Annotated in this window: 23 protein-coding genes and 1 pseudogene; 11 read left to right on the plus strand and 13 right to left on the minus strand. The window is 74.6% G+C overall.

The features are described from left to right. Positions 1–32: 32 nt before the first annotated feature. Complete coding sequence (locus tag QOZ88_RS19100) at positions 33–500, plus strand: winged helix-turn-helix transcriptional regulator (RefSeq protein ID WP_306001295.1); 468 nt, start codon at positions 33–35, stop codon at positions 498–500. A gap of 142 nt (positions 501–642) precedes the next feature. Here the strand turns inward: QOZ88_RS19100 and QOZ88_RS19105 are convergent, their stop codons facing one another. The 3 genes from QOZ88_RS19105 to QOZ88_RS19115 form a co-directional block, all read right to left on the minus strand. After that, positions 643–1572: an oxidoreductase gene (locus QOZ88_RS19105; protein WP_306001296.1), complete on the minus strand. Its 930-nt coding sequence runs from the start codon at positions 1570–1572 to the stop codon at positions 643–645. A 124-nt stretch (positions 1573–1696) separates the two neighbouring features. Next, positions 1697–2251 (minus strand): hypothetical protein, encoded by a 555-nt coding sequence (locus QOZ88_RS19110; RefSeq protein ID WP_306001297.1) that lies wholly within the window; start codon positions 2249–2251, stop codon positions 1697–1699. Further along, positions 2251–3384 carry a serine hydrolase domain-containing protein gene (locus QOZ88_RS19115; RefSeq protein WP_306001298.1) on the minus strand — a complete coding sequence of 378 codons (1134 nt, stop codon included), beginning with the start codon at positions 3382–3384 and terminating at the stop codon, positions 2251–2253. Before QOZ88_RS19115 ends, QOZ88_RS19110 begins: the two co-directional genes overlap by 1 nt. 390 nt (positions 3385–3774) lie before the next feature. Between QOZ88_RS19115 and QOZ88_RS19120 the strand changes: the two genes are divergently transcribed. Next, positions 3775–3912, plus strand: coding sequence for a hypothetical protein (locus QOZ88_RS19120; RefSeq protein WP_306001299.1), 138 nt, complete (start codon positions 3775–3777; stop codon positions 3910–3912). A gap of 38 nt (positions 3913–3950) precedes the next feature. Here QOZ88_RS19120 and QOZ88_RS19125 read toward each other — a convergent pair whose 3' ends face one another. Next, a complete protein-coding gene (locus tag QOZ88_RS19125; protein ID WP_306001300.1) occupies positions 3951–4574 on the minus strand; it encodes a dihydrofolate reductase family protein in 624 nt (207 codons plus the stop codon). A gap of 73 nt (positions 4575–4647) precedes the next feature. Further along, on the minus strand, positions 4648–5556 hold the full coding sequence (locus tag QOZ88_RS19130; protein ID WP_306001301.1) for a GGDEF domain-containing protein: 909 nt from the start codon (positions 5554–5556) through the stop codon (positions 4648–4650). A 163-nt stretch (positions 5557–5719) separates the two neighbouring features. On the opposite strand from QOZ88_RS19130, the gene QOZ88_RS19135 reads away from it, so the two are divergent. Next, positions 5720–6928: a globin domain-containing protein gene (locus QOZ88_RS19135; RefSeq protein ID WP_306001302.1), complete on the plus strand. Its 1209-nt coding sequence runs from the start codon at positions 5720–5722 to the stop codon at positions 6926–6928. A gap of 42 nt (positions 6929–6970) precedes the next feature. Here QOZ88_RS19135 and QOZ88_RS19140 read toward each other — a convergent pair whose 3' ends face one another. Next, positions 6971–8815 (minus strand): ABC transporter ATP-binding protein, encoded by a 1845-nt coding sequence (locus QOZ88_RS19140; RefSeq protein WP_306001303.1) that lies wholly within the window; start codon positions 8813–8815, stop codon positions 6971–6973. An 82-nt stretch (positions 8816–8897) separates the two neighbouring features. Between QOZ88_RS19140 and QOZ88_RS19145 the strand changes: the two genes are divergently transcribed. Next, positions 8898–9314 (plus strand): MarR family winged helix-turn-helix transcriptional regulator, encoded by a 417-nt coding sequence (locus QOZ88_RS19145; RefSeq protein WP_211435198.1) that lies wholly within the window; start codon positions 8898–8900, stop codon positions 9312–9314. A 121-nt stretch (positions 9315–9435) separates the two neighbouring features. Then, a complete protein-coding gene (locus QOZ88_RS19150) occupies positions 9436–10002 on the plus strand; it encodes a DUF421 domain-containing protein (RefSeq protein ID WP_306001304.1) in 567 nt (188 codons plus the stop codon). Here QOZ88_RS19150 and QOZ88_RS19155 read toward each other — a convergent pair. Continuing rightward, positions 10003–10569, minus strand: a pseudogene (locus QOZ88_RS19155) (hypothetical protein); the annotation flags it as partial. A gap of 182 nt (positions 10570–10751) precedes the next feature. Here QOZ88_RS19155 and QOZ88_RS19160 point away from each other — a divergent pair. Further along, positions 10752–12854, plus strand: coding sequence for a hydantoinase/oxoprolinase family protein (locus QOZ88_RS19160; RefSeq protein ID WP_306001305.1), 2103 nt, complete (start codon positions 10752–10754; stop codon positions 12852–12854). After that, entirely contained in the window at positions 12851–14725 is a 1875-nt protein-coding gene (locus QOZ88_RS19165; RefSeq protein WP_306001306.1) for a hydantoinase B/oxoprolinase family protein, read from the plus strand. The genes QOZ88_RS19160 and QOZ88_RS19165 overlap by 4 nt, the downstream gene beginning before the upstream one ends. A gap of 129 nt (positions 14726–14854) precedes the next feature. Here the strand turns inward: QOZ88_RS19165 and QOZ88_RS19170 are convergent, their stop codons facing one another. Then, positions 14855–15022, minus strand: coding sequence for a hypothetical protein (locus QOZ88_RS19170; RefSeq protein WP_306001307.1), 168 nt, complete (start codon positions 15020–15022; stop codon positions 14855–14857). Between the two features lie 273 nt (positions 15023–15295). On the opposite strand from QOZ88_RS19170, the gene QOZ88_RS19175 reads away from it, so the two are divergent. Continuing rightward, complete coding sequence (locus QOZ88_RS19175) at positions 15296–15814, plus strand: hypothetical protein (protein ID WP_306001308.1); 519 nt, start codon at positions 15296–15298, stop codon at positions 15812–15814. A 12-nt stretch (positions 15815–15826) separates the two neighbouring features. On the opposite strand, the gene QOZ88_RS19180 is transcribed toward QOZ88_RS19175, so the two are convergent. Continuing rightward, positions 15827–16303, minus strand: a complete 477-nt coding sequence (locus QOZ88_RS19180; RefSeq protein WP_306001309.1) for a DnaJ family domain-containing protein — start codon at positions 16301–16303, stop codon at positions 15827–15829. 38 nt (positions 16304–16341) lie between these two features. Between QOZ88_RS19180 and QOZ88_RS19185 the strand changes: the two genes are divergently transcribed. Continuing rightward, on the plus strand, positions 16342–16866 hold the full coding sequence (locus tag QOZ88_RS19185; RefSeq protein WP_306001310.1) for an NUDIX hydrolase: 525 nt from the start codon (positions 16342–16344) through the stop codon (positions 16864–16866). A 48-nt stretch (positions 16867–16914) separates the two neighbouring features. On the opposite strand, the gene QOZ88_RS19190 is transcribed toward QOZ88_RS19185, so the two are convergent. Both QOZ88_RS19190 and QOZ88_RS19195 read right to left on the minus strand, forming a co-directional pair. Next, a complete protein-coding gene (locus tag QOZ88_RS19190) occupies positions 16915–17673 on the minus strand; it encodes a glutamine amidotransferase-related protein (protein WP_306001311.1) in 759 nt (252 codons plus the stop codon). Further along, entirely contained in the window at positions 17670–18893 is a 1224-nt protein-coding gene (locus tag QOZ88_RS19195) for a hypothetical protein (protein ID WP_306001312.1), read from the minus strand. The genes QOZ88_RS19190 and QOZ88_RS19195 overlap by 4 nt, the downstream gene beginning before the upstream one ends. Before the next feature lie 214 nt (positions 18894–19107). Here QOZ88_RS19195 and QOZ88_RS19200 point away from each other — a divergent pair, with 214 nt between their 5' ends. Then, positions 19108–20118, plus strand: coding sequence for an ATP-dependent DNA ligase (locus tag QOZ88_RS19200; RefSeq protein ID WP_306001313.1), 1011 nt, complete (start codon positions 19108–19110; stop codon positions 20116–20118). A 62-nt stretch (positions 20119–20180) separates the two neighbouring features. After that, positions 20181–22022, plus strand: a complete 1842-nt coding sequence (locus QOZ88_RS19205) for a diguanylate cyclase domain-containing protein (RefSeq protein ID WP_306001314.1) — start codon at positions 20181–20183, stop codon at positions 22020–22022. 13 nt (positions 22023–22035) lie between these two features. On the opposite strand, the gene QOZ88_RS19210 is transcribed toward QOZ88_RS19205, so the two are convergent. Together QOZ88_RS19210 and QOZ88_RS19215 are read right to left on the minus strand one after the other, a co-directional pair. Then, positions 22036–22539: a MarR family winged helix-turn-helix transcriptional regulator gene (locus QOZ88_RS19210; protein ID WP_306001315.1), complete on the minus strand. Its 504-nt coding sequence runs from the start codon at positions 22537–22539 to the stop codon at positions 22036–22038. Positions 22540–22585: 46 nt separating this feature from the next. Then, entirely contained in the window at positions 22586–23596 is a 1011-nt protein-coding gene (locus tag QOZ88_RS19215) for a sensor histidine kinase (protein WP_306001316.1), read from the minus strand. Positions 23597–23758: the final 162 nt, after the last annotated feature.

A 23758-nucleotide genomic window follows, 5' to 3' on the forward strand; every position in this document is an offset into this window, starting at 1 on the left:
CACGAGTCGGTTTGATCTGCGAACCTGTAGGCATGACGACGCGACTGGACGAGCTCCCGGGCCGGCGCTGCTCGATCGCGGGCGCGCTCGACGTCGTCGGCGACCGGTGGGCGCTGCTGATCGTCCGCGAGGTGTCGCTGGGTGCGCACCGGTTCGGCGAGATCCTCCGCGGCACCGGTGCTCCCCGGGAACGGCTGGCCGCCCGGCTCGCCGCCCTCGTTGACGCCGGCGTGCTGGAGCGGCGCGAGTACAGCCGCACCCCGCCGCGCGCCGACTACCACCTGACGCGGGCCGGCATCGACCTGCTGCCGGTGCTGCAGGCGCTCATGCAGTGGGGCGACCGCCACGTCGCCGACTCACCGCCGGTGGAGCTGCACCACCACGGGCACCGCATCGCCGCCTCCTGGGTGTGCGACGTCTGCGGGGAACGGATCGGGCGGGGCACCGAGCGGCACGTGCCCGGCGGCAGCGAGCCCGGGCACGGCCCGCTCCCCCGCTGAGCCCGAGCCCCGGGGCCCGACTTCCGGGAAACCGGGCTCCGTCGACCGCGGCAGGCCCCGATTTCCCGGAAGTCGGCCTCCGCAGGACCGGCCGGGCCCCTACTTCCCGGAAGTCGGGGCGCGGGCACGCGGGTCAGGCGGGTCAGGCGGGCGGCACCTCCAGCGGGACGCCGGTCTCCCGCGCCGACACCTCCCACAGGACGTCGATCCGCTCCTGCAGGGCCCACCGCCGCAGGACCGGCCGGCGCACCGCCGGCCCGTGCGAGCCGAACCGGGGCGCGTAGAGCTCCCCACCCCGGGACCGCGGGTCGGTCGCCGCCCGCAGCTGCGGCCGGGCGCCCTCGAACGGCGTCATCCCCGACCGCGCCGTCAGCGCCTCGAAGAACGCCCCCACCCACCCGGCGCCGCCCTCCCGCACCGACCGCGCCTGCAGGTCGGTGTTCGACAGCCCGGGGTGCGCGATCAGCGAGGCCGCGGACACCCCGGCCCGCGCGAACCGCTGCTGCAGCCCCAGGCCGAAGTGGAGGTTGGCCATCTTGGCCCGGGCGTAGGAGGCCCACGCCCCGTAGCCGCGCCGCAGGTGCGGATCGGCCGGGTCCAGCCGCCGGGCGCGGTGGCGCGCCGTGCTCGTCACCGTCACCACCCGGGCCGACGGCGCGTGGAGCAGGGCGGGGAGCAGGTGCGCGGTGAACGCCCAGTGCCCGAGGTGGTTCACCCCGAGCTGCAGCTCGAAGCCGTCGGCGGTGGCGCGCTGCGGCATCGCCATCACCCCGGCGTTGTTCACCAGCAGGTCGACCCGCCCGTGCCCGGCCAGCACCGCGTCCGCCGCGGCCCGCACCGCCGCGAGATCGCCCAGGTCGAGCGGCACCACCTCCAGCGACGCCGCCGGGTACCGCTCGGTGATCCGGGCGACCGCGGCCGTCGTCTTCTGCGGGTCCCGCGCGGCCAGGACGACGTGCGCTCCCGCACCGGCCAGCGCGAGCGACGTCTGCAGGCCGAGGCCGCCGTTGGCACCGGTCACCACCGCGGTGCGCCCGGTGAGGTCGGGGATGTCCTTCTCGGTCCACGGCATGCGCACATCCTCCCGGCGTGCACCACCCGTGACGGTCGTGCCCCCCACCGACGATGCGCGCCGGCGCAGGGTGCTGGACGCCGGGCCCTCACTGTCAGCGCACGTGCTCGAAGGGGGTGACGGGTCAGGGCAGGCGGCCGGTGGCCTTGAGCTCCACCGCCGTCAGCACCTCCCAGCGGACCGCCGAGCTGCCCGGCCGGATCAGCCGCCAGTAGCGGTCGAACCGGCGGCGGGTGACCTCGTCGGTCGACATGACGCGGGTCTCCGAGCTCAGCTCCGTGCCGCCGCCGCATGCGGTCAGCCGGAAGTCGATCGCCGCCTTGACCCAGCCGCGCTGGGTGAACCGGCGGAACGCCGGCGCATCCAACGCCGGGCCGTCGTCACCGCCGTCCAGGCGCCAGGCCTGCAGCGGACCGCCGAAGACCACCGACGACGGCGCCTCGGCGCCCAGCAACGGCACCGGCAGCGCGTCCAGGAACGGCCGGTCGTGCAGCTGCCCGATGCCGCGGCCGGAGAGCACCACCGGCAGGAACCGGGCCACGCCCAGCACCAGCGTCACCGGCAGCTGGGAGAGACGGACCGCGTGCAACGCGTCCCAGACGGCCTCGGGCCCGGCCGCGATCCAGCGCGCCTGCCGGGTGACGTGCTCCGGCCGCGGCAGGACGTCGTCGAGGTCCATCAGGCCAGCGCGTCGTACACGGCCCGCACGTAGGCCTCGCTGCGCGGCGAGCCGATCAGCCCGGCGCCCATCCGGTTCATCATGTAGGTGATCGTCAGCCGCCGGTCGAGGTCCACCACCGCCAGCGAGCCGCCCCAGCCGCCCCAGAAGAAGGTCCGGCCCTCGGGCACGTAGGGCACCGTCGGGGAGCCGAGGCAGAAGCCCGTCCCCCAGCGGAACGGCGCGCCCAGCACCAGGTCCACGCCGTCGGCCTGCACGTCGAGCACCTTCTCCACGGTGGCGGGCTGCAGCAGCCGCACCCCGCCGGCCTCGCCGCCCAGCGACAGCGTGCGCAGCACCCGCATGACGCCGCGGGCGTTGGAGTGGCCGTTGAGCGCACCGAGGTCGGCGGCCCGCCACTCCGGGCTGTTGGCGGCCTTCGCCGAGGCCAGCGGGCCGGTGAAGGTCTTCACCGCCACCGATTCCGGGTCCAGCGTGCGCGGGTTGACGTCCGGGGGCGGCGGCGGCACCACCGGCGCGATCCGCGACACCTCCGACTCCCGCGCCCCGATCTGGAAGTCCGCGCCCAGCGGGTCGGCGATCCGGTCGGCCACGAACTTCTTGAACGTCGTGCCCGTGATCCGCCGGATCACCTCGCCGACCAGGTGCCCCTGGTTGTTGGCGTGGTAGCCCGACGCCGTCCCCGGCTCCCACCAGGGGCGCTGCTGGGCGAGCCGCTCGGTGGCCGAGGGCCAGTCGTACATGTCGCGGATGGAGAAGGGCTGCTCCCAGCCCGAGACGCCGGAGGTGTGCGACAGCAGCTGCCGCACCCGCACGTCCTTCTTGCCCTTCGCGCAGAACTCCGGCCAGTAGTCGCCCACCGGGGAGTCGAGGTCCAGCTCGCCGCGGTCGACCAGCATGAGGGCGGCCAGCGCCAGCACGCACTTCGTCGTCGACCAGACGTTGACGATCGTGTGCTCCGACCACGGCAGCGTGCGCGCCTCGTCGCGGTGACCGCCCCAGAGGTCGACGACGGTCTCGCCGTCGAGGTCCACGGCGACCGATGCGCCGAGCTCCTCGCCGTCCAGCTGCTGCGCCAGCGCCTCGCGTACCCCCGCGAACCGCTCGTCGCACCTGCCGTGGACCTCCGCCATGGGACCTCCTCGCTCGCCCGGAACCGATCATGAACACACTCCCCGGCCAGGCCGTGCTGCGCCACCGAAGACCTCGCGACGGCGGCGCCGGGGTCGGGGATCCCCTCGGGAGGTTCTGTCCCTGGTCCGCACGGGGAGCAGAGGCAGAGCGTCGTCCGGGGCACCCCGCCGGGAGCGTCGTGCCGCACGTGACGCTCCGGGGAGCAGACCTGGCCCCCGCCGGACTCGTCGGCAGGGCGCTTCCTCGACGACCGGGACGATTGGTGGGATGCGCCGGACCTGGGAGCGCGCTCCGCGCAACTGCTGCGGTGGCTCGACGCGGGGCTGCTCGAGCTGCGCGACGACAGCACGACCCCGGGCGGGGACCGGGAGCGGCGGCTCATCAGCGAGTTGCACCTGCTGCCGCCCGACGCCGCGCGGGAGCTCCTGACCCGACCCGACCTGTGGCTCGACGAGGGCCCCGGCGCCTACGCCGTCCCGGCTCCCACGGAGCTCGGGAGGAGCACCCCGGCGGGCCGCTGGCCCTGAGGGTGGGCGGCGGGTTCCACGTGGAACCCGCCGCCGGCTCACCCCGGGAGCGTCAGGTCCCCGGTCTCCAGCTCGCCCACCCGCCGGTAGGCCGCCATCACGGCTCCGGTCGACGTCACCTCCGACGAGGTCAGCCGCCACGAGCGCGGCGCTGCGTCGTCGGCGAACAGGCGCTTGCCCGCGCCGACCACGATCGGGAAGGTGATCAGCCGCAGCTCGTCGACCAGGTCCTCGCGCAGCAGCGTGTGCACCAGCCCGGCCGAGCCGTGCACCTGCAGCTCGCCGCCGTCCCGCTGCTTCAGCTCCCGCACCGCCGAGGGCACGTCACCCTCGAGCAGCCGCGCGGTGTCCCACTCCAGCGGCGCGGTGAGCCTCCGCGACGCCACGTGCTTGGTCAACGTGTTCAGCGCCGAGCCGACCGGGTCGCCCTCCGTCGGGGCCTTCGGCCAGTGCGCGGCGAAGATCTCGTAGGTGCCGCGGCCCAGGAGGAAGTCCTCGGCGGGGGCGAACCACCGCTCCATCTGGGCGCCCATGGCCTCATCGAAGAACGGCACCAGCCAGCCGCCGTGGCGGAAGCCGCCCGAGGTGTCCTCCTGAGGGCCGCCGGGGGCCTGCACGACCCCGTCGAGGGTCAGGAACGTGGTGACGACGAGCGGGCGCACGGTGTCCTCCTTGCGTGGGGCGGGGCGGTCTCCGGGTAGACGACCGCCGGCCCCGGAACTCATCGCCGCCGGGTCAGGGCAGCCGCCGCGCCCGCCGCCGCTCCGTGCTCTTCGCCCCGTACATGGCGCGGTCCGCGCGGGCGATGACGTCGTCCGACGGCTCCCCGGGACGCCCGATGGTCGCCCCGACGCTCACCCCGATCGACAGCGGCTCGTCGGGCCCCGGGAAGGGCATGCCCAGCCGGGCGACGACGCGCTGCGACAGGTCGGCCAGCGTCGCCTCGCTTGCCACGGAGCAGAGGATCACGAACTCGTCGCCACCGAAGCGCGCCACGAGGTGCTCGGGGCCGGCGACCTCCACCAGCCGGGTGGCCGCCTCGGCGAGCAGGCGGTCGCCCACGCCGTGCCCGTACTGGTCGTTGACCCGCTTGAACTCGTCGAGGTCGCAGAAGAGCAGCCCGCAGCCGGTCGTGCTCAACCGCAGCGCCAGCTCGTCGAACAGTGCCCCGCGGTTGGCCACGCCCGTGAGCGGATCGGTGCGGGTCTTCTCGTGCAGCCGCGCCTCCCGGGCCCGCTCCTCCGTCACGTCGAGGCCCACACAGGCGATCGCCCAGGGCTGCCCGTCGTCGTCCCGCAGGACGGTGTTGCGCATGGTGATCCGCCGGAAGCCACCGTGCGCGTCGACCCAGTCGGCCTCCAACGGGTAGGCCTTGCCGCTCCGGATCGCCAGCTGCACGGCCTCCTCGGCGTAGGGCACGTCGCCGGGGATCACCCACACCTCGACGAACCGCCGGCCGAGCAGCGCGTCGCGGTCGAGCCCGGTGAAGCGCTGCAGGGCGGGGTTGGCGAGCACGATCCGGCCCTCGGCGTCGATGATGCACAGCAGCGCGTCCACCGCCTGCACGAACGCGCACGCCAGGTGGGTTTCCGGCAGGCCGGGGCCCGTGTCCCCCCACGGCACGGCGCCCTGCTGCGCAGGCATCCCGCGCTCACCCCCCGCTGCTCGTCGGATGGACCGGTTCCGCGCCCGGGGCGGTGACCATACGGCGCGAGGTGACCTCCCGGGACCGTTCCGAACCTGCCCCGCCACCCCGTGTTGCCTAACGTGGCCCTGGTACGGGGAACCGAGGGGGAAGGAGTTCCGCATGTTGTCCGACAGGTCCGCACCCGTCATCCAGGCCACGCTGCCGGTCGTCGCGGAGAACATCCAGGAGATCGCGCGGCGGTTCTACGCGCACCTGTTCGGGGAGCACCCCGAGCTGTTCGACGGCACGTTCAACCGCGGCAACCAGGCCGAGGGCACCCAGCAGGTCGCGCTCGCCGGTTCCGTGGCGGTGTTCGCCAGCGCGCTGGTGAACCACCCCGACCGGCTGCCCGAGCACCTGATGAGCCGCATCGCCCACAAGCACACCTCGCTGGGCATCACGCCCGAGCAGTACCAGGTGGTGCACGACAACCTGTTCTGGGCGATCGTCGACGTCCTCGGCGACGCCGTCACGCCCGAGGTCGCCGCCGCCTGGGACGAGGTCTACTGGCTGATGGCCAACGCGCTCATCAACCAGGAGCGCGGCCTGTACAGCGCCCGGGGCGTCCGCCCGGACACCGTCTGGCGGCAGTGGGAGGTCACCGAGAAGACCCCCGAGACCGACGACGTCGTCACCTTCAAGGTCAAGCGGGTCGACGACCGGCTGGTGAAGACCTCGCTGCCCGGCCAGTACGTGACGGTGCGCCCCGTCATGCCCGACGGCGTCCGCCAGCCGCGGCAGTACAGCCTCACCCGCGCCGACGACGGCGAGCACCGCCAGTTCTCCGTCAAGCGGGTGCACGGCGGCGGCAAGCCCGACGGCGAGGTGTCGAACCTGCTGCACGACTCGGTCGGCGTCGGCGACCGGCTCGAGCTGTCGGTGCCGTTCGGTGACGTCGTCCTCGACGACTCCGGGCGCCCGGTGGTCTTCGCCAGCGCCGGCATCGGCATCACGCCGATGGCCGGGATGCTCTCGCACCTGGCGCACGCCGGTTCCGGCCTGGACGTGCGACTGTGGCACGCCGACGTCGACGAGGCCTCCTGGGCGCTGCGGGAGCAGGTGGTCGGCGACGCCCAGAAGCTGCCCAACGCCTCGGTGGACGTCTGGTTCGAGCAGGGCGACGGGTGCTCGATGCCGGTCGCCGGGGCGCACGCCGGCCAGATGGACCTCTCGCAGGTCGACCTGCCCTGGGGCGCGGTGTACTACCTCTGCGGCCCGCTACCGTTCATGCAGGCGGTGCGCAGCACGCTCATCGACCGGGGCGTCCCGGCCAGGGACATCCAGTACGAGGTCTTCGGGCCCGACCTCTGGCAGGCCGATCTGGACTGAACCGCGGGGCCGGGCGGCGCGGCGTGGACGACGGCGCGAGCCTCAGCCGGCGAGGACGGCGTCCCGCTGGGCGAGGCCGGCCAGCCGGGCGTACCGGCCACCGAGCGCCAGGAGCTCCTCGTGGGTGCCCTGCTCAGCGACCCGGCCGGCGTCCAGGACGACGATGCGGTCGGCGTCGCGCACGGTGGAGAGCCGGTGGGCGATGGTGATGGTCGTGCGGCCGAGGGCGGCCTCGTCCAGTGCGGCCTGCACCGCCCGCTCGGTCTCGTTGTCCAGGGCGCTGGTCGCCTCGTCGAGCACCAGCACGCGGGGGTCGCGCAGCAGCGTGCGGGCGATCGCCAGGCGCTGCTTCTCCCCGCCCGAGAAGCGGTGCCCGCGCGCCCCGACCACCGTGTCGTAGCCGTCGGGCAGCGCCGCGATGACGTGGTGCACCTGGGCGCGGCGGGCGGCGTCGACCAGTTCGGCGTCGGTGGCGTCGGGCCTGGCGTGCAGCAGGTTCTCCCGCACCGTGCCGTGCAGCAGGTACGTCTCCTGGGAGACGACGCCGACGACGCGCGCGAGGTCGGCGAGCCGCACGTCGCGCACGTCCACGCCGTCGACCAGCACCCGCCCGGCGGTGGGGTCGTTCAGCCGGGCCACCAGGGAGGCGAGCGTGCTCTTGCCCGAGCCCGTCTCGCCCACCAGCGCCAGGGTGGAGCCGGCGGGCACCGTGACGTCGACGTCGTCGAGCGCGGGCCGCACGCCGTCGGGGTAGCGGAAGCCGACGTGCTCGAAGCGCACCTCCCCGCGCACCCGCGCCGGGTCGACCGGCACGGGGGAGGCCGGGTCGTCGATGTCGACCGGCAGGTCGAGGTACTCGAACACCCGGCTGAACAGCGCCATCGAGGCGGTGAGCGAGACGCCGATGTCCAGCAGCTGCATGAGCGGGCGGAAGAGCGCGCCCTGCAGCGTGGTGAAGGCGACCAGCGTGCCGATCGTCATGCCGCCCGACGTCGCCGGCAGGCCCGCGGCCAGGTAGATCAGCGCCGGGATGCCGGCGAAGACGACGCTCATCGTGGCCATCCGCCAGCGCCCGGCCAGCTGCGAGCGGACCTCGAGGTCCACGAGGAACTCCGACGTGCCGGCGAAGCGCTGCGACTGCACCGGCCCCGCGCCGAGGGTCTTGCCCAGCAGCACGCCGCTGACGCTGAGCCCCTCCTCGACCTGGGAGTGCAGGTCGGAGAGGTGCCGCTGCCGCTGGGCGGTGATCGTGCGGCGCATGCGGGCCACGCGGCGGGTCAGCCAGATCGCCGGCGGGAGGACGACCAGCGAGAGCAGCGACAGCCGCCAGCTCAGCACCACCATGGCGACGGCCGTGCCGATGACCGTGGTCGCGCTGGAGGCGAACGAGGTGGCGGTCGAGGTGACGACCGACTGCATGCTGCCGATGTCGTTCATCAGCCGCGACTGCACCTCGCCGCCCTTGGTGCGGGTGAAGAAGCCCAGGGACTGGCGCTGCAGGTGGGTGAAGACCGCCGTCCGCAGGCCGTGCATGACCCGCTGGCCGACGGTCGTGGACAGCCACGTCTGCACGACGCCGAAGACGGCCGTGACCACGGTGACGGCGAGCATCCCGCCGACCGCCCACAGCAGCAGCGGCACGTCCTGCTCGGGGATCGCCTCGTCGATGACCAGGCGGATGAGGAAGGGCGTGGCCAGCGCCACGGCCGATGACGCCACGATGAGCGCGACCACGACGGCGAGCTGCCCGCGATACGGGCGGAACAGCGCCGCGACCCGGCCCCAGCGCACCGGGGACCGCTCCAGCTGGGCGAGGTCGGCCGGGTCGGGCCTGCGGCCGGAGTTGCCCCCGCCGCCGCCACCACCGCGGCCCCCGCCGCCGGTCATCGTCTCGCTGATGTCGCCACCTCCAGATTGCTGAGGTTACCTCACTGTCCGGTAACCGGAGCACCGCCGCTACCATTCCCCCGTGGCGGAGGACCGGACCGGCGAGCTGGGCGACCTGCTGATGCGGGTGGCCCGCACCCAGCGCCGCCGGTGGCGCGACGCGCTGGCCCCCTGGGACCTCTCTCCTCACCAGGCCCGGGCGCTGCGGGTGGTCTGCGAGCGCGAGGGCGTGCGGCTCTCCGACCTGGCGGAGGCGCTGCACATCGCCCCGAGGTCGGCGACCGAGGTGGCCGACGGGCTGCAGGAGCGCGGGCTCGTCGAGCGGTCGCCCGACCCCGCCGACCGCCGGGCGGTGCTGCTGCGGCCGACCGACGAGGGGCGGCGGCTCCGGGGCGAGATCGGCCGCGCGCGGGCCGCCGACTCCGCCGAGCTCTTCGCCCGCCTGGGTCCCGAGGACCGCGCCGCGCTCGCCCGGATCCTGCGCACGCTCGCCGACTGACCGCGCCGGCCCCTGGTCTGCCGAGCTGTTGCCGCACGGCAGTGACCCGGGAGGCGCGCAGCCGCGGCGGCGGACGCCCCCGAGAATGGGGCCGACCCACACCGCCGTCCGGGGAGGCCCGATGAGGGACCGGCTGGGGATCGACTGGCTGACGGCCGGCCTCGTCGTCCTGACCACCGTGTCCATGTACCTGGTGCTGGTCCTCTGCGTCCGGCTGGTCGGCCAGCGCAGCCTCGCCACCATGTCCAGCTTCGACCTCGGCTGCGCCATCGCGCTCGGCGCGGTGATCGGCCGGACCGCGCTGCTGCTCGACCCGACCCTGCTCACCGGGGTCGTCGCGATCGTCACCCTCTTCACCACGCAGATCGCGCTGGTGCGGGTCCGGCGCAGCCGCTGGGTGGACCGGCTGCTGAACCGCCCCCCGGTGCTGCTCATGGCCGGGGACGTGCCGCTGCGGGAGAACATGCGGGCGGCCCACGTCGGCGAGGACGAGCTGCGGCAGAAGCTGCGCCTGGCCGGCATCCGCGACCTCGCCGAGGTGGGCTGCGTCGTGCTCGAGCGCACCGGGGCGGTGAGCGTGGTGCGCAGGTCCGAGCGGCTGGACCCGTGGCTGTTCTCCGACGTGCCCGGCGCCGAGCGCCTCCACGCGGCGGCGGAGGAGCCCGGCGCGCGGCGGGCACCGGGCTGACTACTGCCGCTCAGGCGGGTGCTCGGCCCGCCAGCGGTCGAACGCCTCCAGGAAGGAAGCGGCCATCCGGTTCTCGGTGCGGACCTCCTCGCGGTCCCGGTCGTCGCGCATCCGGTCGGCCAGCGCCATGGTGTTGAACTTGATGGCGCGGAAGTACGGGATGAAGGAGCCGGGCGTGAACGCCCGCTTCGACGGCCGGGGCTCGACGCCCTCCGGTGCCCACGGCCCGGGCTCGGGGAGCGGGGGCAGGCCCAGCCCCTCCAGCGCGGTGAGGAAGGGCTCGTCGTCCGTCCGGTCGGTGAAGTCGCGGGAGAGCTCCCGGAACACCTCCCAGCCGTCGGGGGCGACCGCGACGACGACCGGCCGGAAGATCGAGGCGTCCTCGTCCCAGGCGTCCAGCGGCTTCGCCAGCCGGGAGCCGTCGGGATCGCTCACCCAGCGGTAGGGCACGTGCCAGGTGCGGTCGAACGCGAGCTGGACCTCGGGCGGGTCGACCGAGGCGAGCACGACCTCGGTGCCGGCGGCGGCGAGACGAGGCAGGGACGGGGCCAGGCGGACCGCCTGGGCGCAGCAGTAGGGCTACCAGTCGCCCCGCAGGCCGATCAGGAGCAGGGCCGCGCGGTCGTCGGACCGCAGCGCGAGCAGGTCGGCGGTGTCCATCGGCCCACGGTAGGCAGGGCCCGCGCGGGGCGCACCCGCGGCGGCGGGAGTCTTCCGATCCGGTTATCTCACCGCTAAGGTTTCTCTCCATGAGCGAGCGCCGGGTCCGCATCGGCATCGACACCGGCGGGACGTTCACCGACGTCGTCGCGGTGGACGAGGAGACCGGGCGGACGACCACCACCAAGACGCCGTCCACGCCCGCCGATCCGGCCGAGGGCTTCCTCACCGGCGTCCGCAAGGTGCTGGACCTGATGGGCCTGACCGGCGAGGCGGTGACCGCCGTCAGCCACGGGACGACGGTGGCCACCAACCAGCTGCTCGAGGGCAAGCTGGACCGCCTGGGCTTCATCACCACCGAGGGCTACGAGTCGGTGCTGGAGATCGCCCGCCAGTCGGTGCCCGACGGCTACGGCAACAGCTACTTCTGGGTCAAGCCGCCGCGGATCGTCCCGGCCGACCTGGTCCGCACCGTCCGCGGGCGGCTGGACCACACCGGCGCGGAGGTGCGCCCCTTCCACGAGGACGACGCCCGCGCCGCCGCCCGCTTCTTCCGCGACGCCGGCATCACCACCGTCGGCGTCTGCTTCCTGCACGCCTACGCCGACGACGCGCACGAGCGCCGGATGCTCGAGGTGATCCGCGAGGAGCACCCCGACGCCGTCGTGAGCATCAGCTCCGAGGTGCTGCGCGAGTACCGGGAGTACGAGCGCTCGGTGACCACGCTGGTGGACGCCGCCGTGAAGCCGAAGGTCGGCGCCTACGTCACCAACATCCGCACCCGCCTCGACGAGATCGCCCCCGGCGTGCCGTTCTACGTCATGAAGAGCAACGGCGGCGTGCTCTCGGCCGCCGAGGTCGTGCACCAGCCGATCACCACGATGCTCTCCGGCCCGGCCGCCGGGGCGCTGGGCGCGGCGCTGATCGCCGGCACCGCCGGGTTCGACCGCGTGCTCACCTGCGACGGCGGCGGCACCTCCACCGACGTCACGGTGGTCATCGACGGGGAGCCCGCGCTCACCACCGAGGGCTCGGTGGGCGACTACCCGTCCAAGATCCCGATGATCGACGTCGTCACCGTGGGCGCGGGCGGCGGCTCGATCGCGTGGCTCTCGCCGGAGGGCACGCTCAAGGTGGGCCCGAGGTCAGCCGGCGCCGACCCCGGCCCGATGTGCTATCCCTCGGGCGGCGACCAGCCGACCGTCACCGACGCCCACGTCGTCCTCGGCCGGATCCCCCCGCACCTGCTGGGCGGCGAGATCCCGCTGTCGGTCGATGCCGCACGGGACGGGCTGCAGCAGCTCGGCGCGAAGCTGGACATGGACCTCGAGCGGACGGCCACCGGGATCCTGGAGATCTCCGCGTGGAACCAGGCCAACGCGCTGCGCCAGGTGACCGTGGCCAAGGGCCTCGACGTCCGCGACTTCACGCTGACCACCTTCGGCGGCTCGGGCTCGCTGCTGGCCTGCCGGCTCATGGACATCCTCGGCCTGCCCCGCACCCTGGTGCCGCCGAACCCGGGCAACGTGAGCGCCTTCGGCCTGCTCACCGTCGACGTCCGCAACGACTACGTGCAGACCGTGATCAGCCGGCACGCCGACCTGGACCTGGCCCGGGTGCGCGCGGTCTACGCCGACCTCGAGGCCCAGGCGCAGGTCGCCCTGGACGGCGAGGGCTTCGGCCGCGACCAGCAGCGCATGCAGCGGACGGCGGACCTGCGCTACGTCGGCCAGGCGTTCGAGGTGCGGGTGCCGGTCGCCGACGGCGAGCTCGACGCCGAGGCCACCGAGGCGGTGGCGCGGGAGTTCCACGCCGCGCACCGCCAGCTGTACGGCTACGACTTCGCCGACGACCCGCGCCAGGCCGTGGAGTGGGTGAACCTGCGGGTCAGCGGGATCGGCCCGATCCGGCGTCCCGACCTCGTCGAGCTGGCGCCGGCCGACGGCGGGACGGACCGGGCCGTCACGGGCTCCCGTCCCGTCTTCTTCGACGCTGTGCAGCCGTCGTCGTCCCCCGGAGGCGACTGGGTGGAGACGCCGACCTACGACCGCCTGCGCCTGGCCCCCGGCGACGTCGTCAGCGGCCCGGCGATCGTCGAGGAGTTCGGCTCCACCGTCCCGGTGCACCCCGGCTTCGCCGCCACGGTGGACGCCTACGGAAACCTGCTGCTCACGAAGGAGACCGGCCGATGAGCCTCACCGACACCACGACCGCCGACCCGGTCCTCGTCGAGATCGTCGCCGGCACGCTGGCCGCGATCGAGAAGGAGGTCGAGACCTCCATCGGCCGCACCTCCCGCTCCCCGATGATCCGCGACGCGCACGACTTCCGGGCCGGCATCCACGACCGGCTGATGCGCAAGCTCACCGGCCGCTCGTACTCCGCGCTGGTGCAGCCGGTCGTGCGGGACTACCCGCTGGACTCGATGAACCCCGGCGACGTCTACTTCCACAACGACGTCTACCTCTCCGAGGGCGGGATCGGCCACCTGCCCGACCTCTGCGTCACCGTGCCGGTCTTCGCGCACGTGGACGGCGCCGAGAGGGTGGTCGCCTTCATCCAGGCGTTCGGCCACCACGACGACATCGGCGGCGCCGTGCCGGGCTCGATGCCGTCGGCGGCGACCAGCGTGTACGAGGAGGGCCTGATGGTCCCTCCGATCAAGCTGTGGGACCGCGGCGTGCCCAACGAGAGCGCGCTGAAGATCATGACCCGCAACTCGCGGATGCCCGACTCGCTCGCGGCCGACCTCGACGCGGAGTGCTCGGCCTGCCTCGCGGGCGCCCGCCGGCTCGGGGAGCTGTTCGAGCGGTACGGTGTGCAGGCCGTGGAGGCCGCCTTCGACGCGATCCTCGACAGCTCCACCGAGGTGTACCGGCGGGAGATCCTGTCGCAGATCCCGGACGGCACGTACGTCTGGGAGGACTACGCCGAGCACGACGGCGTCGAGGAACCGCAGCTGCACCGGCAGCGGATCACGCTGATCATGGACTCCACCAAGGACGTCCCGCTCGTCATCGACTTCACCGGCACCGGCCCGCAGGCCAAGGGCCCGATCAACCACTGCGGCGACTACGCCGACGGCAACTTCCTCAAGAAGTGGCTGGCGCCGATCCTGCGCAACCTGGCCGAGACGCCGGAGCGCATGGCGCAGCTCGACGTCAACGAGGGCGTCGTCCCGCTGATCGAGATGCGCTTCCCGGAGAAGGGCACGCTGCTCACGCCGATCTTCCCGGCGCCGACCAACGCCCGGACGTTCGTCATCCTGCGGCTGCTCGGCGTGCTCGCCGGGGTGCTCGCGAAGGCCACCGGCGGCCGCATGCCAGCCGACCAGGAGACGATCCGCTACACCGGCGTCTACGGCACGGACTTCGACGGCGAGCCGTACCTGATGCGCGAGGTGCTCGGCGGCGGCTCGGGCGGGCGCTACTACGCCGACGGCGAGGACACCATCCACGTCGTCCCCGACTCGCGGAACCTGCCGACGGAGTTCACCGAGGGCCGCTTCCCGCTGCGGGTCGAGCGGCTGGGGTTGGCGATGGACTCCGGCGGGCCGGGGCGCTACCGCGGCGGCTGCGGCTACGAGAAGCACATCCGGGTGCTGCGCGACGCCCACTTCATGTCGATCGCCGATCGCTCGATCCTCGCCTGCTGGGGCGTCAAGGGCGGCAAGGCGGGGCGGCCGTTCCAGATCACCGTCGACCCGGGCGGCCCGGGCGAGCACGACGTCGACGCGCTCGCCGACGCCGAGCCGCTGAAGGCCGGCACCGTGGTGCGCATCCGGACGACGGGGGGCGGCGGCTGGGGCGACCCGCTGGACCGGCCGGTCGACGAGGTGCTGCGCGACATCTCCTGGCGGAAGGTGTCGGTCGCCGGCGCCCGGGAGGACTACGGCGTCGTCGTCCTCGAGTCGGGTGAGGCCGACCTGGCCGCCACCGAGGAGCTGCGGGCCACCCTGCGGGGCGCCCGCACCGGCGAAGAGCCGTTCTTCGACCGCGGGCCCGGCTACGCCACCCTCTCCGGCGGTGCGGCGTTCAACGAGTTCGACGTCCTGCCGGGGTAGCCGGCGGGGCCGTGCAGGGGTCCCGAGGACAGTCGCTCTCTGCCCCGCCGGGCGGGGCCGAGAGCGACTGCGCCCGGCACGGGACACCGTCCGACCCAGGTCGCGGCGCGGGACGGGTCACCGCCCGGCTCACGTCACGGGATCGGTGGTCCCGGCGTCCGGCTTGGCCTGGTTCCCGTCCTGGCCCTCGTCGCCCCCGGTGGAGGTGTCCTGCTCGACGCCCTCCGGCGTGATCGGCGTCTCCTCGAGCACGTTCTCCCGGGCCTCGTCGCGGTCGGTCCCTGGTACCTCGGTCATGTCGGCCTCCTCCTCGGTGGACCCGGCCCCTACCCCGGCCCCGCAGCCCCGACGCGGGTTCCGCCAGGAGCGGACGGCGCGGCTCCCGCTCCACCGGCCCGGCCCCGCAGCGCCTCCGCCGCACCAAGCGGTGCCGACGCCGGCGGTGAGGCCGCATTACGAATGCACGACGGACCGCCGTGGCGCGCATGGGACCGGACGCCGCCGGAAAGCCACCGGGGACGGACGCCGGGGAGCAGCTCCCGGGAGAACTCCGACCCAGGAGGACCGACCGTGCCACGACCACTCGCCCGCCTCGCCGTCGCCACCTCGCTGGCGCTCTCGCCCCTCGGCCTCGCCGCCTGCGGGGACGACGCCGCGCCGGAGCCGGTCAGCGCTCCCCTCGGCGACTCCCCGGAGGAGGACGAGGGGCTGGGCGACACCGAGGTCGAGTCCGGTCCCACCTACGAGGGGCTCTACGACACCGGGGTCTACGACCTGCTGGACGAGTACCTCGGTGAGGAGGTGGTGCTGTCCGCCGGCGTCGAGGCGGTTCTCGGCCCCCAGGCCTTCGTCATCGCCGGCGCGGCCGACAGCGGCGTGCCGCCCCTGCTGGTGCTGGCGTCCGAAGGCGTCGAGGGGCTGGAGCCGGAGACGGACGTCGAGGTGGCCGGCACCGTCCAGGGGTCGTTCTCGACCACGGCGGCCGAGGCGGACCTCGGCGTCGACCTGGACGACGAGCTGCTCGCCCCGTTCGAGTCCGAGCCCTACCTCGTCGCCGACAGCGTGGGCGAGGTGATCGCCGGCGGGTGACCGGCGCGGCGCTCAGCCGCGCCGGCGCCACCAGCGCCGGCGCACCGGGGGCGAGGGCGGGGCGGGAGCCGGCTCCTCGGCGGGCCGGTCGCGCCGCCAGCCCTCGACCAGCGCCTCGACGTCGGCCAGCCCCGGCACCGGCGACCACCGGCTGGGCTGCGGGGTGCGCCAGAAGGCCTCGACCCGGGCGTTGAAGTCCTCGGCCAGCGCCCGGACCGCCTCCTCCGTGCCCAGCCGGGCCGCGCGCTGCGGGAGCACGTCCCGCTCCCGGCGCAGGGCGAGGCCGGGGGGCAGCATCTCCGCGGTCTCGATGCCCTCGCGCCGGGCCTTGGCCACGGCCCAGTCGTAGGCGGTGATGTCGCGCTCCAGGCCCGCGATCGGCTTGCCGGCGCCCTCCAGGCCGTCGAAGTCACCGCGCTCCCGGGCACGCGCGATCTGGGTGTCCACCCAGGTCTCGAAGGAGACCCCCGGCGGCTTGCGCTCGGTCATCGCCGTCCATGGTCCACGTCTCTGGCACGCTCGCCACCGTGCGGACGACGAGCAGCCGGGAGGTGTACCGCAACCCGTGGATCCGGGTGCGGGAGGACAGCGTCGAGCGGGCCGACGGGTCCCGCGGCGTCTACGGCGTGGTGGAGAAGCCCCACTTCGCCCTGGTGCTGCCCGCCGAGCGGGACGGTTTCTGGCTGGTGCAGCAGCACCGCCACCCGCTCGGCCGCCGCGCCTGGGAGTTCCCGCAGGGCGCCTGGACCCAGGGCGCGGAGGGCTCGGCCGAGGAGCTCGCCCGGGCGGAGCTCGCCGAGGAGACGGGGCTGCGCGCCGGCACGCTGACCCACCTCGGCCACCTCGACCTGGCGCCGGGGCTCTCCACGCAGGAGTTCGACGTCTGGCTGGCGACAGGGCTCGTGCCCGGCCCTCCCGCGCGGGAGGCGACCGAGGCCGACATGGTGTCCGCGTTCGTCCCCGAGCGGGAGCTGCGGGCGATGATCCGCGACGGCCGCTTCACCGACGCGCCATCCCTGGCGGCCTACAGCCTGCTCCTCCTGGCGGGCTGAGCGGGGTGCACCACTCCCGGAGCCGGAGTTCTCCGTGGCGCGGGGCCCTCACGCCCGCCGTCCCGGCCCCCCGCCGTCGGCCAGGAACCGGCGAACCGGCGTCACGATCAGGTCCTGGGCCGGCGCCGGGCTCCAGTCGGCGGCGCGCTGCCGCACCCGCCCCCGCACATCGCCCGGCCGCAGCTCGAACTCCTCCAGCAGCCCGGCGTTGTGGTCGATCAGCCGGTCGACGTCATCGACGGTCAGCTCCGGGTGGAACTGCATGGCCAGGACGTGGCCGCCGACGGTGAATGCCTGCACCGCCGAATGGTCCCCGGTGAGCACGACCTCGGCATCGGGGTGCCGCGCCACGGACTCCGCCAGGATCTCGTAGTAGTGGAACTGCGGGACGGCCGCGTAGGACATCCAGCCGGGACTGCTCGAAAACACCCGTCCGAGACCGACCTCCAAACCGTTGAGTGACGGCGCCGTGGCGCCCGGCCCGAAGAGCCGCTCGGCCAGCAACTGCGATCCGAGGCAGACGCCGATCACCAGCGCATCCCCCTGGGCGGCAAGTCGCAAAGGCCGCTCGAGGGCGGCCCTTACCGCGGTCAGCCAGGGCACGCCGCTCGTGGCCAGAGTGGTCCCCCCGGAGAGCACGTGCACCGGTGCGGCCAGCTCGGCGTCGGTCGGTGGGCGCTCGTCCTGGACGACCTGTTCCACGCGCAGGCCCGCCTCGGCGAGTCGCTCGACGAGTCGCGTGCCGTAGTCGATCCCCTCGTGGGGCCGGCCGTCGAGCGTCCACACCACCACCTCGGGAGCCGTCACCGGCGCACCCCCTTCACGGCGTAGACCATCAGGGCGCAGAAGATCACGGCGACCACGGAAAGGGTCACCCAGGCCTCGTCGAGGACGAGGGACCGGGCCTCCCCGGCGACGCTGATGATCGACATGGCGGCGACCGCGAACAGGAGGATCTCCAGCTTCCGGGCGACCGTGGCGCTCTGCTCCCGGTCCAGCCGGCCCACGCGGCTGCCGAGCAGCCCGAGCAGGGTGCGCGAACGGCCGGACAGGCGGTCGACCTGCCACGCCTGCAGCAACTCCTCGCGCATCACCAGGAACTCGTGCCGGTACACGAAGCTCGGGGACCGCAGGTCCTCGTACTCGACCTGCACGGCCTCCTGCAGCCGGAGCAGCGCCTGGCGGTCGCAGGTCACCGCTTCGTCGCGGAGGTTGGCGTCGACCGCGTCACACACACGCTCGAAGCGCCGGAACATGGTGGAGCACAGCGAGACGAGGACGGATATGTCCCACAGTCGCCCGGTGCCGGCATTGGAGCAGACGACGAGCGAGAAGCCGTAGCCGAGGAAGACGAACTCCCCACTCCTGGGCGAGTGGTTGGGCAGGACGCCCGCGTCCGGCGGATAGACCAGCGTGCGCAGCACGTCGGCCCGTCCGGCCTCGGCCACGCTCGAAGGAGCCGTGCCGCCGTACATCAGGTGGAAGTAGGGCACGTCCAGCGAGTCGTCGGGAGCGCAGTCCAGGCACGCCTCGTGGAGTTCACGGATCAACGGCAGCAGGGCGCCCCGGATCGCGTCGCAGGTGGCGTCGCGCACCGTCGCACCGAAGGCGGCCAGCACCTCGCCGGTGTCCCAGCCCCGGTCAACCATCAGGATCACGCGCAGGCTGGCCTGGCCGGCGGCCAGGACGATCGCCTCGCAGGTAAGCACCCGGAAGCCGCCCGGGTCCACCGTCGAGGGCAGTGCCCCCTCCAGGGCCGTCTGGAGGTCCGCCAGCGGGCCGGGGCCAGCGCGCAGCAGTTCCACGATCTGGTCCTGCTCGGCGTCGACGTAGGTCAGGGAGCCGCGCAGCGCAGCGACCATCTGCCGGGTCGGGGCGACGTCCCACCCCGCCAGCGCGTCGTGCTGGACGGCGGTCACCGACGACTGGTCGGTGCCGGTCAACGGCCGGGTCAGATCGATCGGCGCCAGCAGCACCAGGTGCGCGTCCCCGACGAGCGAGCTCCCAGCAATCTCCGCGTCCACCATTCCGGGCACGGTAGGCGACGACCACCCCGTCCGGCGGGGGCGGCACCAGCCCAGCGTCGCGGGGGAAGCGAGGGACAGGAGTGGCGCCGCGGCCCCATGCCCGACACGTGGCCACCCGCCCGGTCGACCACACCCGGTCACGACCGGCCCTCTAACGAGTGTGACCTGCGGCTTCCGGCGTGCGCGGCGCCCGGCCGCCCCGCAGGCTGTCCCGGTGCCCCTGTCCGCCCCGGGTCTGCCCGCGCTGCCGCCCGAGCTCGCCGGGCCGGTCGCCGTGGAGCTGGCCAAGCCGGTCCGCCAGATCCCGTCGCCCGCCGCGCTGAGCGGGGGGTGCCGGTACGAGCCCAAGTGGGACGGCTACCGGCTGGTGGTCGTGCGCGACCGCAGCGCCACCCGGCTGTGGTCCAAGCAGGGGCGTGACCTCACCGACCGCTTTCCTGACGTCGCCGCCGCCGCGCTCGCCCAGGTTCCTCCCGGCACCGTGGTCGACGGCGAGGTCGTCATCTGGCACGACGACCGGCTCGACTTCGGCCTGCTGCAGCAGCGCATGGTGGCCTCGGCCGGGCGCATCGCGGCGCAGGTCTCCGCCGCGCCCGCCTCCTACGTGGCCTTCGACCTGCTGGCCGCCGGTGGGGAGGACCTGCGCGGCCGGACGTTCACCCGGCGCCGCGCCGCCCTCGAGCAGCTGGCCGCCCGCTGGGCGCCGCCGATGCAGCTCTCGCCGGTCACCGCCGACCCCGCCGAGGCGCGGCAGTGGTTCGACGACTTCCGCCCGGCCGGCGTCGAGGGGCTGGTCGTGAAGGGGGCGGCGACCCGCTACGCCCCCGGGCGCCGGGAGTGGCTGAAGGTCAAGAGCTGGGAGACGACCGAGGTGCTGGCCGGCGGCGTCATCGGCGACCTCGACCGGCCGGGCCAGCTGGTCGCCGGCCGGTACCGCGACGGCGAGCTCGTCGTCGTCGGCCGCAGCAGCCCGCTCTCGCCCGTCCAGTCGGCCGAACTGGCCGCCGTGCTCCGCCCCGCCGGCCCGGACCACCCCTGGCCCGAGCGCATCGGCACCGGCCGGTTCGGCGGCGGCCGCCTGGCCGTCCCGCTCACCCGCGTGGAGCCGAGCGCCGTCGTCGAGGTGAGCGCCGACGCCGCCCTGCAGGCCGGGGTGTTCCGCCACCCCCTGCGCTTCGTCCGGGTGCGCCCCGACCTGCGCCCCGAGGACCTCCCCGCGATCTGAGCGGCTCTCCCCCGACGAGATGAGGTGATCAAGGACCGCGTCGCCCGTGCCGATGGGGTCGCGTGACCGGCCCCTACGCCCCGACCGCCCGTGCCGCCTGGATGCACGCGGCCCTGGTCGTGCTGGCCATCGCGCTGGTGGTCACCGTCGTCCCGGACGGCCCGTGGCGCCCGGCCGCCGAGATCGTCCTCTACGGCCTCGGGCTGGCCGGGGTGCTGACCGCGCTGCGGGTGCACCGGACCCCGCTCGTCGTCGCCTGGTTCGGCGTGGCGGCCGGGCTCGCCCTGTTCGCGCTGAGCTGCGTCGCGGACGTCGCCGCGCTGGCCGGCCTGGCGCCAGAGATCAGCGCGCCCCTGGAGTCCGCCCTCGACGTAGCGGCTTACGCAGCACTCGCCGTCGGGGCCGTGGGCGTGGTCCGGGGCGGCCGGCGGCGCCGCGACTGGGCGTCCTGGACCGACACCCTGACCCTCCTGCTGGCGGCCGGGCTCATCCTTCTCGCCGTGCAGGGCGACCGGCACGAGTCCGCGGGGGACGTCATCGAGGTCAGCGTCGGGACCCCGGTGCTCATCGCCGTCCTGCTCATCGTCTGCGTGCCGCTGGCCCTCACCCGGGGCCGGACGGCCACCACGACGGCGCTGTTCGCCGCCGCCACGTTGGCCGTGGCGGCGTACGGGGGCGCCATCCTCACCGGTTCCGCCCCGCGGGGCTCCGCGGTGCTCGACCCGTTGTCCCTCCTCCCCCTCGCCGCGCTGTGCCTCGCCGGCCGGCACCCCTCGGTCACGGCGCTGGGACCCGGCCCGGCCGCGGAGGGGGACACCACCTTCGGTCGCGTCGTCGCCGTGGGCGCGGTCCTGCTGGTGAACCCCGCCGTGCTCGTCCTGTGGACGGCGGACCACGGCGTGATCGGCTACGCGCTGGGCGGTGGCAGCACGCTGCTCACCGGGCTGGCGCTGTGGCGGCTGGCAGCGCTGACCCGCGAACGCGAACGGGCCCGGGCCGCTCTGGCCGCCAGCGAGGCACGCCTCCAGATCCTGCTCGAGAACGCCGCCGACGTCATCGCCATCGTCGACGCCGCGGGGTCGGTCGCGTACATGAGCCCGGCGGTCCAGTCGCTCCTCGGCCGCCCCCCGGCGGACTACGTCGGGCGCGACGCCATCTCGCTGGCCGATCCCCGCGACCAGCCGCGCCTGCAGGCCGCCGTCGCCGCGGCCGGCCGCTCGCCGGGCGGCGGCTCCGGCGTCGTGGACACCGACATCCGCGTCCAGCACAGCTCGGGCGGCACCCGGTGGGTGGAGATGCGGATCAGCGGCCGCGTGGACGCCGTCGGCATCGAGGGCTGGGTCGTGAACTTCCGCGAGGTCACCGACCGGAAGCTGTTCGAGGACGAGCTGCGGCGCCAGGCGCGCACCGACCCCCTGACCGGGCTGCTCAACCGGACCGCCTTCAACGAGCGGCTCGTCTCCGCGACCGCCGACGCCGGACCGGGCACCTCGCCGGGGGTGCTGTTCGTCGACGTCGACGACTTCAAGGACGTGAACGACACCCTGGGGCACGCGGCCGGGGACGAGCTGCTGCTGGCCGTCGCCGCCCGGCTCTCCGCCGACGTGCGCGGGGAGGACGTGGTCGCGCGGCTGGGCGGTGACGAGTTCGCCCTCCTGCTGGCCGACGCCGACGGGATCCGCCTGCGCGAGGTCGCCGACCGGCTGCTGACCGCGCTGCGTGCGCCGGTCCGGGTCGGCACCCGCACCATCACCGTGACCGCCAGCATCGGCGGCGCGCTCGGGACGGCCGGCTGCACCGCCGAGGAGCTGCTGCACCGCGCCGACACCGCCATGTACGCCGCGAAGCGGACGGGCAAGGACTCGCACGCCCTGCTGGGGGCGGCGGAGGATGCGTTGCCCTGACGGAGCGGGCGGCTCAGGGCTGCTGCGGCACCCGCCCCAGGCCCACGAGAAGGCGGCGCAGCAGCGCCGCCAGCTGCTCCCGGTCCTCCGACGGCAGCGCCTCCAGCAGCCGCCGCTCGGTCTCCAGGTGGTCGGGCAGCGCCGCGTCCAGCGCCGCGCGCCCCGCGTCGGTGAGCGTGACGACGACGGCCCGGCCGTCGGCCTCGCTGCGCTCGCGGGTGATCAGGCCCCGCTCCTCCAGCCGGTCCAGCCGCTGCGTGATCGCGCCGGAGGTGACCAGCGCCGTGCGCATGAGGGCGGTCGGCGTGAGCTGGTAGGGCGCGCCCGCCCGCCGCAGGGCCGCCAGCACGTCGAAGGACGGCGCGTCGAGGCCGTACCGGGCGAACGTGGCCCGCTGGGCGAGGTGGACCTCGCGCTGGAGCTGGGTGATGCGCCCGACGATCCCCATCGGCGAGCAGTCGAGGTCCGGACGCTCCCGGGCCCACTGATCGAGGATCAGGTCGACGGCGTCCTCCACGTCGCTCACCGTAACGGCCCCGGCGGCGCGGACGGATCGGCGCGCATCAGCGCAGGCGGGAGCTGAGCCGGACGGTGAAACCGGCCGGCCCCGGGGCCAGGTCGACGTGGTCCCAGAGCTTGCGGGTCAGCCACAGGCCCATGCCGCCCTTCGCGAGGTCCACGCCGTGCGCCGGGTGGAAGCCGGGGAAGGGGACGTCGGTGCCGTGCCCCTGGTCGGTGATGGCGCACACCAGCCGCTCGCCGTCGCCCCACACGCGGGCCGACACGGGGCGGGCCCCGTGCCGGAAGGCGTTGCTGGCGATCTCGCTGGCGGCGAAGTGCAGGTCGGCGGCCTGGTCGGGATCGGGCACCCGGGCCTGGATCACCGCCCGCAGGAGCCGGCGCAGCTCGGAGAGCGACGGGGCGTCGTCCACCGCCAGCGCCGGGGTCTCCTCCTCCAGCGGCTCACGGGGCACCGGCAGCCGGCGCGCGTAGCCGGCGGGGTCCTCGAAGGCCCCGCTCGGGACCACCCGGCCGTCGGTGAGCACCCAGGGGTGCGTGGCGGCCACGCCGGCGAGCACCTCGGCGGAGAGCTCGCGGCGGTCGAGCAGGCACAGACCCGACACCGGCCGGGCGGCCAGCAGCAGGTTCACGGCGGCCTCGTAGCGCAGCCCCTCGCGCCAGTCGCGCGGCGTCGCCCCGAACCGGATCTGACCCGCGACCCGCAACCGGCCCGAGCCGGTGCCCCGCGCCCGCCGCACCAGGTCGCGGCCGGCGGCGACGGCGTCGGGCACCGTCGTGCCCAGGAGGCACAGCCGGGTGTCCTCCTCGACCGTTCCGGCACGCTCGCCCAGCGCACCGGTGACCAGCGCCGCCGTCTCCGGGGGGAAGGAGAGGACGACCAGGTCGTCCGCCCGCAGCCCCTCGTCGAGGTAGGGCAGGGCGGCGGCCAGCAGCTCCTCGTCGGAGCCGACCGGCGCGGCGAGGTGCGCGACGCCCGGGAGGGTGTCCACCGGGCGGGCACGGGAACGGTCGGGCGCAACCGTCGCCGCGCCCTCGCCGGTTCCCTGCTCCATCCGGTCTCCTGCACCCTCGGACCGGAGCCTTCCCGGCCGACTGGTTGAGCATTCTGCGACATCGTCGGTCAGGTCCCGCACCGGGGCGCGGCGAACGGCCGGTCCTCACCCCTCGGGGCGACCGCAGAGGCCCGGACGCAGCCGGGGGGGGGGGGGGGGGGG

Origin of the sequence: Blastococcus carthaginiensis, assembly GCF_030731085.1 — a bacterium.
Taxonomy (GTDB): domain Bacteria; phylum Actinomycetota; class Actinomycetes; order Mycobacteriales; family Geodermatophilaceae; genus Blastococcus; species Blastococcus carthaginiensis.